Origin of the sequence: Paludibacter sp., from assembly GCF_009712605.1 — a bacterium.
GTDB lineage: Bacteria > Bacteroidota > Bacteroidia > Bacteroidales > Paludibacteraceae > Microbacter.
In genome coordinates, this window is record NZ_WASO01000015.1 from 210,081 (window position 1) to 226,230 (window position 16,150).

Annotated in this window: 13 protein-coding genes and 3 tRNA genes; 14 read left to right on the forward strand and 2 right to left on the reverse strand. The window is 41.3% G+C overall.

Going from position 1 to position 16,150, the window contains the following annotated elements; all coding sequences use genetic code 11:
• Window positions 1-88: 88 nt before the first annotated feature.
• The 4 genes from F8N35_RS13400 (at window position 89) to F8N35_RS13415 (ending at window position 5,885) form a co-directional block, all read left to right on the forward strand.
• Window positions 89-2,521 (forward strand): TonB-dependent receptor, encoded by a 2,433-nt coding sequence (locus F8N35_RS13400; protein WP_293053979.1) that lies wholly within the window; start codon window positions 89-91, stop codon window positions 2,519-2,521.
• 126 nt (window positions 2,522-2,647) lie between these two features.
• Window positions 2,648-3,298 carry a DUF47 family protein gene (locus F8N35_RS13405; protein ID WP_068704387.1) on the forward strand — a complete coding sequence of 217 codons (651 nt, stop codon included), beginning with the start codon at window positions 2,648-2,650 and terminating at the stop codon, window positions 3,296-3,298.
• Between the two features lie 6 nt (window positions 3,299-3,304).
• On the forward strand, window positions 3,305-4,348 hold the full coding sequence (locus tag F8N35_RS13410; RefSeq protein WP_293053984.1) for an inorganic phosphate transporter: 1,044 nt from the start codon (window positions 3,305-3,307) through the stop codon (window positions 4,346-4,348).
• A 136-nt stretch (window positions 4,349-4,484) separates the two neighbouring features.
• A complete protein-coding gene (locus F8N35_RS13415; protein ID WP_293053987.1) occupies window positions 4,485-5,885 on the forward strand; it encodes a DUF5723 family protein in 1,401 nt (466 codons plus the stop codon).
• A gap of 39 nt (window positions 5,886-5,924) precedes the next feature.
• Here F8N35_RS13415 and F8N35_RS13420 read toward each other — a convergent pair.
• Window positions 5,925-5,996, reverse strand: a tRNA-His gene (locus F8N35_RS13420).
• Between the two features lie 114 nt (window positions 5,997-6,110).
• Here F8N35_RS13420 and F8N35_RS13425 point away from each other — a divergent pair.
• On the forward strand, window positions 6,111-6,800 hold the full coding sequence (locus F8N35_RS13425; RefSeq protein WP_293053990.1) for a DNA alkylation repair protein: 690 nt from the start codon (window positions 6,111-6,113) through the stop codon (window positions 6,798-6,800).
• Window positions 6,801-6,839: 39 nt separating this feature from the next.
• Here F8N35_RS13425 and F8N35_RS13430 read toward each other — a convergent pair.
• Window positions 6,840-6,912: transfer RNA gene (locus tag F8N35_RS13430), tRNA-Met, on the reverse strand.
• Between the two features lie 384 nt (window positions 6,913-7,296).
• Here F8N35_RS13430 and F8N35_RS13435 point away from each other — a divergent pair.
• The 9 genes from F8N35_RS13435 to F8N35_RS13475 all read left to right on the forward strand — a co-directional run bounded on the left by F8N35_RS13435 (window position 7,297) and on the right by F8N35_RS13475 (window position 15,955).
• Window positions 7,297-8,034 (forward strand): hypothetical protein, encoded by a 738-nt coding sequence (locus tag F8N35_RS13435; RefSeq protein WP_293053993.1) that lies wholly within the window; start codon window positions 7,297-7,299, stop codon window positions 8,032-8,034.
• A 3-nt stretch (window positions 8,035-8,037) separates the two neighbouring features.
• A complete protein-coding gene (locus F8N35_RS13440) occupies window positions 8,038-10,107 on the forward strand; it encodes a helix-hairpin-helix domain-containing protein (protein WP_293053996.1) in 2,070 nt (689 codons plus the stop codon).
• Between the two features lie 277 nt (window positions 10,108-10,384).
• On the forward strand, window positions 10,385-11,236 hold the full coding sequence (hisG, locus tag F8N35_RS13445; RefSeq protein WP_293053999.1) for an ATP phosphoribosyltransferase: 852 nt from the start codon (window positions 10,385-10,387) through the stop codon (window positions 11,234-11,236).
• A gap of 207 nt (window positions 11,237-11,443) precedes the next feature.
• Window positions 11,444-12,763 (forward strand): histidinol dehydrogenase, encoded by a 1,320-nt coding sequence (gene hisD / locus F8N35_RS13450; RefSeq protein ID WP_293054002.1) that lies wholly within the window; start codon window positions 11,444-11,446, stop codon window positions 12,761-12,763.
• A gap of 29 nt (window positions 12,764-12,792) precedes the next feature.
• The gene (gene obgE, locus F8N35_RS13455; protein ID WP_293054005.1) at window positions 12,793-13,935 is read left to right on the forward strand and encodes a GTPase ObgE; all 1,143 of its coding nucleotides are present in this window, start codon (window positions 12,793-12,795) and stop codon (window positions 13,933-13,935) included.
• Window positions 13,936-13,964: 29 nt separating this feature from the next.
• The gene (locus F8N35_RS13460; RefSeq protein WP_293054008.1) at window positions 13,965-14,186 is read left to right on the forward strand and encodes a DUF4834 family protein; all 222 of its coding nucleotides are present in this window, start codon (window positions 13,965-13,967) and stop codon (window positions 14,184-14,186) included.
• Window positions 14,187-14,197: 11 nt separating this feature from the next.
• Complete coding sequence (locus F8N35_RS13465; protein ID WP_293054010.1) at window positions 14,198-15,196, forward strand: geranylgeranylglycerol-phosphate geranylgeranyltransferase; 999 nt, start codon at window positions 14,198-14,200, stop codon at window positions 15,194-15,196.
• 22 nt (window positions 15,197-15,218) lie between these two features.
• On the forward strand, window positions 15,219-15,800 hold the full coding sequence (locus F8N35_RS13470) for a Maf-like protein (protein ID WP_293054013.1): 582 nt from the start codon (window positions 15,219-15,221) through the stop codon (window positions 15,798-15,800).
• Window positions 15,801-15,881: 81 nt separating this feature from the next.
• Window positions 15,882-15,955, forward strand: a tRNA-Arg gene (locus F8N35_RS13475).
• The last annotated feature ends 195 nt before the right edge of the window (window positions 15,956-16,150 follow it).

Sequence of the window (16,150 nt, forward strand, 5' to 3'; positions counted from 1 at the left end):
TGACAGCAGGCTTCTCTGTTCAGGGAAGCCTGTTTGTTAATAGAAATGTTGAAACGAAGAATGAATAATAACTAAATGTGATTTTTGAATGAAAAGGAATGTGATTTTGTTGTTTGCCTGTCTTTTAAGTTTAAATGTTCTGTTTGCCGAGACGGTAATAAAGGGAATTGTAAAAGATGCAGGTACCAATGGACCGCTTGGGTATGTTAATGTGGTTTTGACGAAGCCGGGTCAAAAGATTCCGGTTGCAGGTGCAGTGACGAATGATCAGGGCACTTTTTTATTGTCGAAAGTAAATAATGGTAAATATCAGCTCGAAATTTCATTTGTGGGATACACTCCTGTAAGCAAATTGATTACTGTAACCGGAAAAACTGTTGATTTGGGAACTGTACTTTTGTCGGAAGATAGCAAAACCCTCAACGAAGTTCAGGTTCGTGGACAGGGTCCGCAAATGAAGCTGGAGATTGATAAGAAGGTCTTTACTGTTGACCAGACAATTGCTGCAGCAGGGGCTTCTACCTCAGAAATGTTGCGTAATATTCCATCTGTAGATGTGGATAATGATGGCAATATCTCGTTGAGAAATAATGCGAACGTCGAAGTGTGGATTAATGGTAAACCTTCGGGGCTAAGTGCTGATAACCGCGCTCAAATATTGGAGCAAATGCCGGCTGAAAGTATCGAGAAGGTTGAACTTATAACAAATCCGTCTGCAAAGTATAACCCAGAGGGATCTGCTGGTATTATTAATTTAATACTAAAGAAGAACCGAAAAGCAGGGTATTACGGATCTCTTTCGTCGGGAGTGATGATCCCACAAAATGGTAAATTAGGATACAATGCAGGTGCAAGTATTAATTACAACAGCTCAAAAATTGATGCGTTTGCCAGTATTGGAATGCGTGGGATGTCAATGTCGGGTGGTGGTTGGAGTGACAGATACACCATCGACCCTGTAACCAATAATGTTTTATCGTTTCTTAAACAGACGAATGAATCGACCCGAAGTATGCATGGTCCATTTGTCAGAGGCGGTCTTGATTATCACCTTGACGAAAAAAGCACTCTTGGCTTTTCCGGATTTATGATGTTGGGTTCGTCAGATGGCCCATCAACCATCAACTATCAGTCGTTTGATGCAAATAATAATTTGGTACGCCAGTTTTCTAGAGAAAATACATCGTCGGGTAACCGAAATATGTTTAATATTGACTTAAACTATAGAAAAGAACTGGATAAAAAAGGAAGTGAGTTATTGGCTACGCTCTCTTTTTCTAATCATCCCAGTAGTTCTGATGCCGGGCATATTCAGTATGACAATTTGGGACTGATGACGTCGCAGCAATCCCAGCATACGAGCGGTAAAAACCCGGAAACGGAGTTGAAGGTTGATTATACGAAGAAATTTTCTGAAAAAAGCAGATTGGAAGCCGGGTTTGACGGAAACTATGAAGTGCGTAATTCAGATATAACAGGATATACGAATGGCTTGTTTGATACGCGCCTGAGCAATGAATTTGATTATACGGAAAGAAATTATGCAGCTTATGCAACCTATGCAAGCAAGTGGGGTAAGTTTGGTGCTCAATTGGGATTGAGAGGTGAACTTTCCGATATTAATTTCACTTCTGATGGTAAAGATTATTCGATTCATTACATACAACCATTCCCAAGTGTTTATCTGAGCTATGCCATGGATAAGAGTAATGAGTTTCAATTAAATTATACCCGTCGATTGAACCGTCCCCGTGGTCGTTCATTGAATCCGTTTATTGATACATCCGACTCAACAAGCTGGTATTTTGGAAATCCTCAATTAACGCCGGAGTATACCAATTCATTTGAATTGAATTATCTGAAAACATGGGAGATGCATTCTTTATCTGCATCATTGTATTATAGATACACGACGGATGTGATGCAATCTGTGCGCTGGTTGGAAGGTGGTATTATGATGAATACTACAATGAACGGTGCCAAAACGGAGGCTGCCGGCCTTGAAGTTGTCATGAAGAATAGCTTCTTTCGCATCTTGAGTCTGACAACTACGTTTAATGGATTCTACAGTAATTTGCACACGGGACAATACTTTGTAGACAATACAACAATAAATATTCCCGGTAAAGAAAGTTTTTCGTGGAATGTGAAATCGATAGCAAATGTTATGTTGCCGGCCAATTATTCTATGCAGCTGATCGGTGCATATAATGCTCCTTATTATGTGGCTCAGGGAAAGAATAAGGCAAACTACTCTCTTGATTTCGGCTTGAGAAAATCATTCTTTAACAGAAAGCTGACTGCGAATCTGAATGTTCGGGATATCTTTAATTCACGTAAATTCCGGACGGATACATGGGGGGCAAATTTCACCCAGCAATCTGAAAGCTATTTTAACGGAAGGGTAATTGGTGTCAATGTCTCGTATAATTTTGGCAACGGAAAAGCTTCCCGTAAGCAAAAGAATAAGCAGTCCAACGAGGATATGAACAATAATGAGAATATGATGGATATGCAATAAATTAAATAATAGTAACATTATTTTCTTGTTACAATGGAATGTCCATGGTAACTTTGACGACAAAATGCCGGAGAAGTTTTCATGGGCATTTTTATGTCTAACTAACTATTATCTAACCACTACTGAATGAAATCAAATTTCTTTGCCAAACTCTTTATCCCGAAGGAAAGAGTTTTCTTCGACTTGTTTGAGGAAGATACCAATAACATTTGTTTAATCGCGCAATTGTTACTTCAGTTAGTAAATGAACCGGATGAAGTAAAACGTCGTGAAATTAAAAACAAAATGCACGATGTAGAGCATGCTAACGATCAGGTTACTCATAAAGTACTTGAAGAACTGGGCCGTAATTTTATTACACCGTTTGACAGGGAAGATGTGCATAGTTTAATATCTGCTTTGGATGATGTAACTGACTTTATTTATGTAGCGGCAAAGAGTATGTTGCTTTATAAAGTAGATCCCACACATGATCAGACAATTGTTGCTACTGTAGATTTGATCCACAAGGCAGCGGAAGATCTTAATGTTGCAGTGCAGGGACTTCGTGATCTGAAGAAAACAGATCAGGTTGTAAAGGCATTAGTGCATGTCAATAGCATCGAAAATCATGCGGACGATCTTTTGTATACAGGTCTTGAACGTCTGTTTGATCATGAAAAGGATATGGTGCAGATCTTGAAAAGACGCGATGTTTATTATCAACTGGAAACGGTAACAGATAAATGTGAAGACGTTTGTGATGTTATCGAAAATATAATGATTAAATACGCATAACCGGCTATGAGTTTTACGTTATTAATCATCATTATTCTAGCCTGCTTTGTATTTGACCTGATCAATGGATTTCATGATGCCGCGAATTCTATTGCTACGGTTATTTCAACGAAGGTGTTGACTCCTTTTCAGGCCGTTTGTTGGGCCGCTTTCTTTAATTTTGTTGCTTTTTGGATTTTTGACCTTAAAGTGGCAAATACGGTGTCAAAGACCGTTCATCCCGAAACGATCAATCTGGTTGTAATTCTGGCAGGTGTTATTGCTGGTATTACATGGAACCTGATTACATGGCGTTTTGGTATTCCTTCCAGTTCGTCTCACACTTTAATGGGGGGCTTTGCCGGAGCAGCAGTGGCTCACGCCATGAGCTTTAGCGTTGTTAATTCGGAAGTGATCGAAAAAACAGTTTTGTTTATCTTTGCAGCTCCTCTTATTGGTATTGTGACAGGGCTTATTATTGCAACCATCGTGATAAATCTTTTCCGGCGGGTCAATTCCTATAAGGCCGATCACATTTTCAGGCGATTACAGTTGGTTACTTCAGCAGCGTTAAGTTTAGGTCATGGAGGATCCGACTCTCAGAAGGTAATTGGTATTATTATGGCGGCGTTGGCTGTTTATAATGGATACTGTGCGCAACACGGGATTTATGTACCAGAGTGGCTTGCGCATAAGGATATTCATCATGTGCCGGAATGGTTGCCTATTTCATGTTATACGGCAATTGGTTTGGGTACGTTGATGGGTGGTATGCGAATCATCAAAACAATGGGGACGCGTATCACTAAGGTAACTCCTTTTGAAGGTATTGCAGCTGAAACTGCCGGTTCAATAACATTGTACGGTGTTTCTCAGGGGCTTGGAGTGCCGGTGAGTACAACGCATACCATCGCCGGATCAATTATGGGAGTTGGAATGCTTAAGCGTATTAGTGCTGTTCGTTGGGGGATTACCCGACAGTTGCTTGTGGCATGGGTGATTACTATTCCTATAAGTGGAGTGATAGCGGCGATAATCTACTGGATATTTAAAATATGCGGTGTGCATTAAAATAGAAAAGTATAAATGGAGACTGCTTGAGGTGTTATCTTGAGCAGTTTTTTTATTTTTGTAGGACAATTGTATATTATTCGTTTTTGATGTTTATATGATATGACTTTAGTATTCATCCAACTTTTCTAGTCGAATGAAAAAAAACAACTTATGCCTGTTAGTGTGCCTGGTTCTTTTGCTGCCGTGCAGTGTTGATGCTCAAGTGAATACGTTGTATTATATGGAGAATGTTCCGGCGCGCAACGTTCTGAATCCTGCTTTTATTCCCAGTCAAAAATTCTACATTGACTTGCCGGTTATTTCTGGGGTGGCTTTTAGTGTCGGGAACAACTCGATTGCAGCACAGGATATAGTGGTTAAAAAAGGCGATGAGTTGCTGCCTGAATTGCAATCAGGTGCCGATCATAGCCCGTTTCTGAATAAATTGAAAACAACAACCAATTTTACCTCGGAGTCCCGGGTGAACTTGTTGGGCTTTGGGTTTCGGTTGCCGGCGGGTTATTTTACATTTGATATTAGTGAACGGGATCGGGTAGGGATTAACATACCGAAATCATTAATCAGGCTTGGATTTGAGGGCGCTCCGGTACCTCTCGAAACCAAAAGTTACAATCTGTATAAAATTGGTTGTGATGCATCGACATATCTGGAAATGGCGTTTGGTTATTCCCGAAAAATAGATGACAGTTGGACAGTGGGCGGAAAAGTAAAAGTTTTATTTGGAGAGGCTCATGCTGATCTTGCTTTTTCAGAATTAGGGCTTGATGTCGGAGATCAATATATTGATTTGTATGGAAAAGGTAAAGCCAGATTTACATCTCCTGTAGCTGTTTCGCAGCGGTTTGATGGATTACCTTATATTAGGCAGGAGGATGCGAAGTTGAATAAAATGCTTCATCCGGTTGGGTTGGGTTTGGGGCTTGATGCCGGAGTGGCTTATCGGTACGATGACAGGCTTCAGTTTTCAGGTTCTATAGACGATATTGGTTTTATTCGTTGGAAAAGGAGTGATTGGGAGGGGAATTTGAATGCACATACATCTTATAAGAGCTGGGATTTTACGGTTGATAATGCAACTTCTAACTGGGGACAGCAGATAAAAGACTCTCTCATAAATTCGTATACTCCTTCGTTTAATAATAATCAGGGCTATGTCAAAGCTTTGGTGGCAACTGTTCGTTTAGGGGCAGATTATGATCTGGTCAAAAAGAAGATTAACCTCGGATTGTTGTGTGTTAAAACTTTTGGGGGAAGATATAGATACAATGAAGTGCTCACTTCTGTGAATTTCCGCCCGTTTTATTGGTTTAATACTTCAGTGAGTTATGGATTGATAAATGGTAATATGGGGAGTTTGGGCTTGGGACTGAACTTCATAGGGGGGCCGTTTAATTTTTTCGTAGCGACGGATTATCTTCCACTTTCTTATACGGATAATAATATTCCGTATAAATCAAAATATGTGAATGGGCATGTGGGGGTGTCTCTTACATTCAAAGATAGGGTACGTAAACCTTTGTGTCATTGCGAATAAAAAAAGGAATAGTAATTATTACTATTCCTTTCCAAAAAGGGTGGCAGATGGGGTTCGAACCCACGACCAATGGAACCACAATCCACTACTCTACCCCTGAGCTACAGCCACCGTTTATTTGCGGTGCAAAAGTAGTGTAAATATCGTTTGAAACCAAGCTTTTTGGGTAAAAAAACACATATAATTATAAGTATCAGAAATATAATTGATTGTAAATAGGGCGAGATGTCGAAATATATATATATAAGTGCAGAAACCGAGCGTCAGCTGAAGCAAATCCGTCGTAGTGTTTATCTAAAGATGAATGGTGTTACTGCCGATAGAATGAAGTCGGATGGTGTGGTTTATGCGAAGAATTATGGAGTGTCGTTGCCGGAGCTGAAACAGATGGCGGCAAAAATACCACAAGATAAGACGCTTGCGGAGGCTTTGTGGAGAGATAAAGTGCGGGAAACAATGTTGCTGGCGACCTTTGTTTATCCCGTTGATGAATTTGAAGCAGATATAGCAGATGAGTGGGTGGCGGATGTGACGACGCTGGAGCTTGCGGAAAATCTCAGCAGGAATTTGCTGGGAAAATTGTCTTATATAGGTTCTGTGGCTGAAGCCTGGGTCGATTCGGAGAATTATTGGATATGTGCGGTTGGTTTTTTTTCTGCAGCCTTTGCTGTTGAAAGGTTAACTCAGGAGCAAAAACATGCGCTGCTGTTAAAGGTGAGTCAATGTGCTAAGTTTAATGAAGTGCCTGTCTGTCGCGCTATTGCTTTGTTTTTACGCAAACTGGGTGGCCAGTCTCAGGAAGATGCACGGGCTGTTATGTCGTTTTTGACAGATTTTGCAATGTCTGAAACGCGTGCCGAACGATATGTTTATGAGGAAGTGAAAACCGATTTAGAATATCGGTTCGATATTTAAAAAGCAAAAGGGAAAGATTAAATCTTTCCCTTTTCTGTGTTGCGGAGGATGGACTCGAACCACCGGCCTCCAGGTTATGAGCCTGACGAGCTGCCAACTGCTCTACTCCGCGATTTTGTACTGCAAAGGTAAGGACTTTTTTCTATTTTGCAATAGCTGGAAATGAAAAAACAGAAATATTTTTTCATTTCCAGCTAATTTGTTTATATACAGTTGCTAGTGCTGTTTTAAGAGCTGGTTTTTCTGTGTTTTGGGGCAAAAAAGATCCTTCTTTATCGGTACTTTGAGGTTTGGAATACTGTTTTCTTTTCGGGAAAACGGTTTTTGCTGGATGAAATGTGATTTGTCATGTATTGTTAAATAGATTTATGTATCAAAATTACGTTATAATGAGAAAATAAAAAATATATATTATATTTACGGCATGAAAAAGTGTTTAGTTAATATAGTATTTATACTAGTGGGTCTTTTTTGTTATTCTCAAACTGCGAGCGTATTGCCTAAATCTTATTCTGCCGGAGGAGTTTCTGTTTCTCAAAAAGGTGATTGGCAGGGATTTGATAATCCGGCATTGTTGGCGGTGCGAGAGCGGTGTGGACTTTCGTTGGTTTACGAAAACCGGTTTGCAATGAAAGAGTTATCAACGCAGCAGCTTTCGTTGTCGTTGCCAACTCCATTGATCAATATCGGAGTGGCAGTTTCTCGTTTTGGGTATTCTTCTTATAATGAAAAACTTGCCGGAATTTCTTTTGCCCGTACATTTGATGAATTATTTTCCATGGGCGTGCAATTTAACTATTATACGGTTGCATTTTCGCGTTCTCTTGGGAGCAAGGGTGTTGTGGTGCCGCAAATTGGCTTGCTGTCGGAAGTGACACCTGATTTTTGTCTTGGTTTGAATGTGTTCAATCCAATGCACCAGCAACTCAAGTATCAGGAAATTGTAAAGGATTTGCCTTGTTTGTTCACGATTGGAATGCAGTACCGAATGGCTGAATCGTTTCGGTGGCTGTTGCAATTTGACAAAGAGATGAGCAGCCGTTTAATTGTCAGAAGCGGTTTTGAATATTACCCCACGAAGTCGATTGTGGTAAAATTGGGAGGATATGGAGCTCCACTTACACCGACTTTGGGGTGTGGTGTGATGGTGGGTGGTTTTGTGTTTGATGTCAATTTTGAAAGGCATCCAGTTTTAGGTATTACGTCGGTGGGAGCATTAAGGTATAATTTCTGATAAATGAAGATGAGGAGAGTACTGTTTGTTATGTTCTTTGTACACGTGTTGTGTTGCGGTATTGTTCTTGCTCAGGATAAGCCCGAAAATACAGCCGCGGTTATTGAGCGTATTTATGAGCAGATGACATCTGATGGGGAAACAGACGTGGATTTAACGACTCTGGAAGACGATTTGAATTATTTTGCCCGCAATCCGATTAATATTAATAATACGAATAAAGAAGAGCTTGGGAGGTTGCAATTCTTGAGTGATAAGCAGATCGAGAATCTTCTTTACTATTTGTATCGTCAGAAGCGGATGCAGACGATTTATGAACTTCAGTTGGTCGATGGGTTTGATATGTTTCTGATACGTAATTTGTTGCCGTTTATATATTTGGGTGATATGGGAGAGAAAAGGGGTAAACGGCTGTCTTTTTCGAAATTAATGAAAGAAGGGAAGAGTGAGCTTTGTCTGCGAAGTGAGCGGACGCTGGAAAAGAAATCTGGTTATGAGAATACGGAGGATAATGCAGAGGCGGAAGCCGCAGGTAAGCGATATCTGGGCGGATCTGAATATTTGTCTTTAAAATATTCGTTTCGGTATAAAGATAAAATAGACGTGGGCTTGATTGCGGAAACGGATGCCGGTGAGCAGTTTTGGGGAAATTATCACAAGGGTTTTGATTTTTATTCGGGTTATTTGCAGCTGGCTAATTTTGGCAAACTGAAAGCGTTGGTTTTAGGAAATTTCAGGGCTAATTTCGGAATGGGATTGGTGATTCATCCGGAGCTTAATTTTGGAAAGTCGACCGATATTATGAATGTTTTGCCCCGAAATACCGGTTTGCGGAAGAGTTCATCGGTTGATGAATATAATTTTTTGCGGGGAACAGGGGTGACGCTTCGGTTTGGGAAAGCTGAGGTTTCAGGTTTTTATTCCTATAGGTTCATTGATGGCGATTCTACAGGGAATACATTCTCGAGTTTTAAAACAGATGGTTTGCATCGAACGCTGAGTGACCTGAATAGTAAGAATACAATCTCTATGCAAGTGTTTGGCGGTAATGTAAATTATCGGTTTTCTAATGCAAATTTGGGAATTACGGTGACTGATACGCGGTTGGGTAGAGATCTGGAGCCAGAACTCAAACCATATAATGTGTTTTATTTCAGAGGAAATCATCAATTAGCAGCAGGGGTAAATTACCGTTTTAAGTGGAATAAATTCACCTTTTTTGGAGAAGAGGCGACTCAATCGGTGGGGGGTTATGCTCTTCTGAACGGATTTACGGTCAGTCCTGTATCGACAGTGAGTTTGGTGGCGCTTTACCGTCTTTATTCAAAACGATATGATGTGTTGTTGTCCAATGCGTTTGCCGAAGGCTCCAAAGTGAACAATGAGGAGGGATTTTATCTCGGGCTGGAGGTGCATCCCGTTAAACGCTGGAAAATAACGGGGTACATGGATGTTTATTCATTCCCCTGGTTGCGGTACCTGGTGAGCCGACCGTCAAATGGCTATGATGCTATGCTTGAAGCGGATTTTATGCTTAATAAAAAGGTTGAAATGCTTTGGCGGCTCCGTTATGAGCAAAAAGAGAAAAATCAAACGGGACCGGAAACTACTGATTTTACGGACGATTATGCAAAAGCATCTTTGCGCTACAAATTGGTGTTTTCTCCAAATGAGCGTTGCGTATTGAAGAGTACGATTGAGACAAATAGTGCATCGGGTAGGGATCATGAGCTTGCGTTTGGCTTTTTGTTTTCTCAGGAAATGTCCTGCTCTTTCCGAAGATTGCCTTTGTCGTTTGATGTCAGGTATGAACTCTTTGATGCGGTTAATTACGAAAATCGGATTTACAGCTATGAACGGGACATTCTCTACGCATACTCGGTGCCAATGCTTTATGGTAGGGGTAGTCGTTGGTATCTGAATTGCCGTTGGCAGGCATTGAAAAATGTGTCACTTTGGTTGAAAGTAGCAGAGACGTTGTATGCGGATCGATCAGAGGTTGGTGACGGTCTTGAAAAAATAGAAGGGAACCACAAGACAGATGTCAGAGCTCTGGTTCGATTCCGATTTTGAAAGATAAAACAGCGGAAGGTGTGAAATTTTGATATTTTGAGATAAAAAGCTGTGTTTGACGCCGATATTTTTGTACCTTTGTGCTCTATTTCAGAGTAGAATGAATACGACCCTCAATTTATTATCGCATCATCATCAATGAGCTGCATCGCAACGGTGGGCAAATGGGATGTTGTACCTAATTGACTTGGCTTACCGTTAATCGGTGAGCTTTTTTTGTAAATGGCAGAATTGAAATAATAAAAAATACATTATAAACCCATTATTACAGACTATTATGTTACGAATAGCAGTTCAATCGAAAGGACGTTTGTATGAAGATACGATGGAGTTATTCTCCGAAATAGGTATTAAACTCAGTAGTGCAAAACGCACTTTGTTGATTGCCTCGACCAACTTCCCTGTTGAAGTCCTGTTTTTGAGAGATGACGATATTCCTCAATCGGTAGCCGATGGCGTTGCTGATGTGGGCATAGTGGGCGAAAATGAATTTGTAGAACGAAATGAGAATGCAATTATTGAAAAACGACTGGGTTTCAGTAAATGCCGTTTGTCATTGGCTATTCCTAAAGAAGAAGATTATAAGGGTGTTAGCTGGTTTGAAGGCAAAAAAATAGCTTCTTCTTATCCTCATATTCTGAACACCTTCCTGAAAAAACAAGGTATCAGTGCCCACTGTCACGTTATTACAGGATCTGTTGAGATTGCTCCGGGTATTGGACTTTCGGATGCTATTTTTGATATTGTTAGCTCCGGTAGTACACTGGTTAGTAACCATCTGAAAGAGGTTGAAGTGGTTATGAAATCGGAAGCTGTATTGATTGGGAATCCCGAACTTTCTGCCGAAAAAAGAGAAATTCTCAACGAACTGATGTTTCGCATTGATGCAGTGCAGGCGGCCGAGGGCAAAAAATACATTTTGCTGAATGCTCCGAATGAAAACATTGAAGATATTATAGCCGTGTTGCCCGGTATTACCAGTCCGACCATTATGCCACTGGCAAAAGAAGGTTGGAGCTCGATGCACTCGGTATTGCCTGAAAAACGTTTCTGGGAGATTATCGGGAAACTGAAATCACTTGGAGCAGAAGGTATATTGGTATTGCCAATTGAAAAAATGATTATGTAAATAATATATATTGGACACTAATTTCACAAATTCATTGTGTGTTTGATTTGTGTTTTTTTATACGGTTATTGGTGCTGGAGGGAGAATGGGTTTTGGGGCGGTTAACCGGAAAATGAGCAAACAAACAATCTGCTTGATTTCGTTTTTCTGAGATAAGTAGTTGAATTTATATGTATTCGTGTGATTCGTGTCTTTATTTAATTCGTTATGCAAATTATAAAAAAGCCGTCGAGACAGGAGTGGGCAGAACTGCTCAAACGTCCTGAAATAGATACAACGAGCCTGTTTGGTACGGTGGGCGAAGTTTTGGAAAATATTCGTCAGAACGGCGATAAGGCTGTTTTTGAATATGAACTGAAATTTGATAAGGTTCAGTTATCTGCGTTGCAGGTAAGTGCAGAGGAAATTGCAGAAGCAGAACCTCTGGTTCCTCATCTGTTGAAAGAGGCTATTTCGCAGGCAAAACGGAATATCGAAAAATTCCATGATGCGCAAAACGATGAACTGCCTTACATGAACGTAATTCCCGAAGTGCGTTGCTGGCAAAAACGGGTAGCAATCCAAAAAGTAGGCTTGTATATTCCGGGCGGAACAGCACCTCTGTTTTCGACAGTATTGATGTTGGCGATTCCGGCTCAGTTGGCTGGTTGTGAGGAAATTGTGCTTTGCTCGCCACCCAATACCGAAGGTAAAATTCACCCCGCAGTTTTGTATGCAGCCAACTTGTGTGGTGTTACCAAGATATTTAAAATTGGTGGTGCTCAGGCAATTGCTGCTATGGCGTATGGAACGGAAAGCGTGCCCAAGGTGTATAAAATATTCGGTCCCGGAAATCAGTATGTTACTGCGGCCAAGCAATTGATAAGTTTGAAGAATACGGCAATTGATATGCCTGCCGGACCATCGGAAGTGGCAATTATTGCCGATAATACGGCAAAACCGCGTTATATTGCAGCCGATCTGCTTTCGCAAGCCGAACATGGTGTTGATAGCCAGTCGATTTTGATTACAACAGATGAGTCGCTTATTGTAGGGGTTCAAGAGGAGGTAAAATCACAACTCGAACTATTGCCCCGTAAAGACTTGGCTGAAAAAGCGCTGCAACATAGCAAGATTATCTATATTCCCGATATTGAAGAAGCTATCGCGTTCACGAACGAATATGCACCCGAGCACCTGATTATCATGACGCACAACTACACGGTAGTAGCCGAGAGGATTATTAATGCAGGCTCGGTATTTTTGGGAGAATACAGTCCCGAAAGCGCTGGCGATTATGCCTCGGGAACGAATCATACGCTGCCTACCAATGGTTATGCAAAAGCGTACAGTGGGGTGCATCTCGACAGTTTTACCAAAAAAATAACTTATCAGGAATTATCCCGCGAAGGATTGTCGATGTTGAGCAATGCTATTGAGATAATGGCTGAAAATGAAAGCCTTATTGCTCATAAAAATGCCGTTGAAGTACGCTTGGAAAGAGTGTATCGCGAAGACGAAGACTATACCGATTCGTGGAGAAGATAAGAAACTAAAAAATAAAATCAACCAATTATATGGCTGAAACTAATTTCGTAGATTACGTAAAAATATTTTGTCGTTCCGGTAAAGGAGGCCCCGGATCAATGCATTTTCATCGTGAGAAGTTTGTGCAAAAAGGTGGTCCTGATGGAGGCGATGGAGGCCGGGGCGGGCACATCATTATGCGTGCCAATAAAAATTACTGGACGCTGATTCACCTTAAATATGCCCGTCACGTTTTTGCCGGTGACGGTGAATCGGGCAGTAGTAGTCGCAGCTTTGGAAAAGAGGGTGAGGACAGAGTGATTGAGGTTCCTTGCGGAACCGTGGCGCACGATGCCGAAACCGGCGAATTTATTTGTGATGTAACCGAAGACGGACAGGAGGTGATTTTATTGCAGGGAGGCCGTGGAGGGCTTGGCAACTGGCATTTCCGTACGGCAACCAATCAAACCCCCCGGTTTGCACAGCCGGGAGAACCCCGCGTAGAACGGGCTGTGATTCTGGAATTGAAGGTGTTGGCTGATGTTGGTCTTGTCGGTTTTCCGAACGCCGGCAAATCGACTCTTTTGGCAGCTATTACAGCCGCTAAACCTGAGATTGCCAATTATCCGTTTACTACTCTGGTTCCCAACCTGGGTATTGTACCTTACCGCGACAATAAGTCGTTCGTAATGGCAGATATTCCAGGTATTATTGAAGGAGCACACGAAGGGAAAGGCCTTGGATTGCGTTTTTTACGACACATCGAACGAAATGCTATCCTGTTGTTTATGATCCCTGGTGATACAAAAGATATTGCCGAAGAATATAATATTTTGTTCAATGAACTGAAACAGTTTAATCCTGAATTGCTTGATAAACAGCGGTTGTTGGCCGTTACAAAAGCAGATCTGCTGGATGAGGAACTGATTGAGGCTTTAAAAGCCGAATTGCCGGAAGTGAAGTTTATATTCATCTCTGCAGTCACCGGCTTTGGTATTCCCGAACTGAAAGATATGATTTGGGAAGAGTTGAACGATGAGGCTAACCGTGTAATGACGATGACTCACCGTTTGCCTGAGAATGTGGTTCTTCCGTCTGAACGCGAATCAGAGGAAGAAGATATTGAAGACTACGAAGAAGAGGATGACGATGATTTTGACTATGAGAACCTTGATCCTGAAGCTTATCGTTAGTCTGTTTGCGTTAAATTTAATCTGACTATATGGGATTTTTTCTTTTCCTGTTTTTATTCATACTTGTTCTTGGGCTTGCTGTAGTAGGCAGTGTACTTAACTTCTTCCTCCGACTGTTTTCTTTCGGACGAAAGGGGCGTGCATCAACGGCTAATCAGGAGGAAAGTGCGACTTCAGCTGCACGGTCGGATCGAAAAGTTTTTAGTAAGGAAGAAGGTGAATACGTCGATTTCGAAGAAGTAAAAAATTAAGTCTGCCTGTTATGCGTAATTATTTACAGCTGGTTAGATATAAAAATCTGATTGTCATTTTATTTCTTCAATGGGTGATGCATGTCTGCGTTGTAAAACCAGTGTTGTTACCCTTTAGAGTACCGCCGGCTACCCCTGAAATTGCTTTCTGGCTATTGGCGTTGTCTACTATTCTGATAGCAGCCGGAGGGTATATTGTCAATGATTATTTTGATGTGAAGATTGACGAGATCAATCGTCCGGATAAGGTAATTGTTGGCAAGAGTATCTCCAAAAAAACAGCAATGCGGCTATACCAGATATGCACGGTAATCGGGTTGTGTATCGGTATTGGTCTTGCGATATGGGTACGTAATGTTACGTTCGGGTTTTTATTTGTGGCTATTACCGGATTGCTTTGGTTCTATTCGGCCAGTTATAAGCGTCAGTTTTTAGTCGGCAACCTGATTGTCGGTGTAACAACGGCTTTGGTGCCTTTTATGGTTGGCCTTCTGGAAGTGACATTTTTACATCGTACTTATGGCGAATTGTTAGATTTTACACCTGTAGCGCCATCCATTTTTTCGTGGATAAACGGATTTGCTCTGTTTGCTTTTTTGGTAACTCTTATCCGTGAAGTGGTGAAGGATATGGAGGATGTTGAAGGTGACCGGGAGATGGAATGTCGGACCATGCCCATTGTTTGGGGGATCTCACGTTCCAAATGGGTCGTTTACGGACTGGTGGCAGTCGTAATTGCAGCGGCAGGTTATTGTGTCTCCAGAATACATTTTGCCAACGACACTCTGACGATGCGTTATTACATATTTGGCATTATTGTACCATTCTTGTATTTTGTCTATCTCATCATAAGGGCGAAGCGTCAATCTTCGTTGCATCAGGCAGCAGGATTTCTTAAGTTTATAATGGTAGTCGGCATTTGTTACAGTTTTGTCTTTTATTTCCTGCAGGCGCGGGCATACGGTTTTCCGTTGTTTGATTTGTTTATGATCAACCAGCCTGCGGTCTGAATCCTTGCTAAATTCTTTTATCGTGCTTTCCAATCTATCTTCCTACAATATCATTTTAGCGTCGCAGTCGCCACGTCGGCAAGAACTTTTAGCCGGTTTGGACATTCCTTTTACGGTTCAGGTGCTCCCCGATCTGGAAGAAGTGTATCCGGATACACTCTCGGGTGACGAGGTAGCTCTTTATCTGGCCAAACACAAAGCTTCGGCATACGAACATTTGTTGGACGATAATACATTGGTGATTACTGCCGATACCATTGTATGGTGCGATGGTCATGTTCTTGAAAAGCCGGCCGATGAAGCTGATGCAAAACGTATGCTTGCTCATTTGTCGGATAAAACCCACACGGTGTTTACGGGTGTCTGCCTGCAAGCGAAAGAAAAGCAGGTGGCATTTTCAGTTTCTACAGAGGTGCGTTTTGCCAAATTGGCGGCAGAAGAGATCGATTATTATGTCGGGAAATACCGACCGATGGATAAAGCCGGCTCGTATGGAGTGCAGGAGTGGATTGGTTATGTGGCGGTTGAGTCAATCAATGGCTCCTTTTATAACGTAATGGGATTGCCGGTTCAACGACTGTATGCGGAACTGAAAAAATGGTAACCGTTTTTAATTGAACAAAATAGCTTCAAGCTATTGCGAATGTCGCAAAAAATCGCTTATTTTGCACCTCCAAAAGAAAAGGGTTCGGTAGCTCAGCTGGATAGAGCAACAGCCTTCTAAGCTGTGGGTCTTGGGTTCGAATCCCAACCGAATCACTTTTGAAAATCAGACAGTTATATAAAATTAGCTGTCTGATTTTTTCTTTTAAATACTCTGGTTTACTTGGTTTTGGATAGCCTTCGATCGTTTGGTTAAGTTTGGTTTTTACAGTTCTTTTTTTAGGACTTTTATAAGATGATTTCAGTAAGAATCGGAATAAGTTCCACTATTTCCACTATATGTTTGAATTG